Genomic DNA, 1,192 nt, shown 5'->3' with positions numbered 1-1,192 from the left:
TTGCACGGCCGAGAACCCTCCGGTAAGGCAGAGCCCGCCGGCCCTCCGAAGGGATCACACTCGCCCCGAAGAATGGGGAAGAAAAGAAGGCAGAGTTCCGCGCCGGACAGAAACCGGTGCCGCCGCTGGAATCCCCACGCCGCACGGCGGATCACCCGGGCCGGACATGGCGACGCCGGTAATCCCGCGAGGGATCACCGCCGTCACTATGCCGAGGGCGGGTCTATCCGGGCCAGGTGCAGCGGCAGTGCCGAGGGCGGACGACGCTGCCGAGCGCGACCATCGTTTCTGGTTCCTCACGCTGCACCAGGCCGTAGATCCGCGCGGCTATCGCCGGATCATCCGTGGCCGTCATGAGCAGCCCTACCGCTACCTGGTAAGGGGTCAGCCCACGATCCGGGAACCCGACGACCTGCGGCACCCAGCCAGGAGCCACCGTCACCGCATCCGGCCCACCATCACCCTGGCCGGCCGGGGCCGCAGGGTCGGGCACGCCGGCCGGGAACCGACGGAACAGCAGGTTCACGCCCCCGCCGATGGACATGTGACTCACGAACGCCGCCGGCGGCAACCCCGAGGAGACATTCGCGATCTCACCGGGAGTCGCGCCCACCAGGACCTCCAGGCCGTAGCCGCTCCCGGGCAGCGCCACCGCACGCACCAACGGCACGTCAATCACGCCGCCACCGCCCCGGCGACAGTCTCAGCGGCGACCGTGTGCAGCGCGCCCACGAGCAGGTCAGACACGGTCGGATTCACGGTGTCCCAGCCGGTCGACGCGATCAGCAGCCGCACCCCGGCGTGCCGCAGCAGGACCAGCTCACGGGCGATCTCCCGCTCCGACGCGCCGATCGTGTCCAGCCCGTCGACCACGACCACGTCATACCGACGCCGCCGCACCAATCTGCGCACCGTCGCCCAGGCACGACCCTTGCCACCGCCCGCGTCGATCTGGCACACCTCACCGCCAGCGACCCAGCCACGCTCCGAGCACGCCGCCCGAAACGCCTCCCGCTGGACCGCCAGCCCAGCCGCACCAACCCCGTGACGGGTGAAGGACACAGCCCGCACCCCACCTGACATACTCGCCATTGGGTTCCACTCCTTGGTTGCATCAAGGTTTGGGATCAGTGCGCCACGAACGCAAGAGAGTGAGGCCGAATAGGTAAGCCGCACTTGATTGCGGTGCTGT

The 1,192-nt window shown here is 69.3% G+C and carries 2 protein-coding genes; both read right to left on the bottom strand.

Annotated features, from left to right (window positions below):
* Positions 1–223: 223 nt before the first annotated feature.
* Positions 224–679, bottom strand: a complete 456-nt coding sequence (locus I6A60_RS41060) for a hypothetical protein (RefSeq protein WP_203017005.1) — start codon at positions 677–679, stop codon at positions 224–226.
* Positions 676–1,092 carry a recombinase family protein gene (locus tag I6A60_RS41055; RefSeq protein WP_203017007.1) on the bottom strand — a complete coding sequence of 139 codons (417 nt, stop codon included), beginning with the start codon at positions 1,090–1,092 and terminating at the stop codon, positions 676–678. Before I6A60_RS41055 ends, I6A60_RS41060 begins: the two co-directional genes overlap by 4 nt.
* Between the last annotated feature and the right edge of the window lie 100 nt (positions 1,093–1,192).

This window comes from Frankia sp. AgB1.9, from assembly GCF_016786355.1.
In the GTDB taxonomy this organism is placed as follows: domain Bacteria; phylum Actinomycetota; class Actinomycetes; order Frankiales; family Frankiaceae; genus Pseudofrankia.
The sequence above is the reverse complement of the archived record's forward strand: the minus strand, read 5'-3'. Positions and strand labels throughout refer to the sequence as shown.

Coding starts and splice junctions, on each gene's coding strand:
- I6A60_RS41055 (WP_203017007.1), bottom strand. CDS start 1,092: ATGGCGAGTATGTCAGGTGGGGTGCGGGCTGTGTCCTTCACCCGTCAC.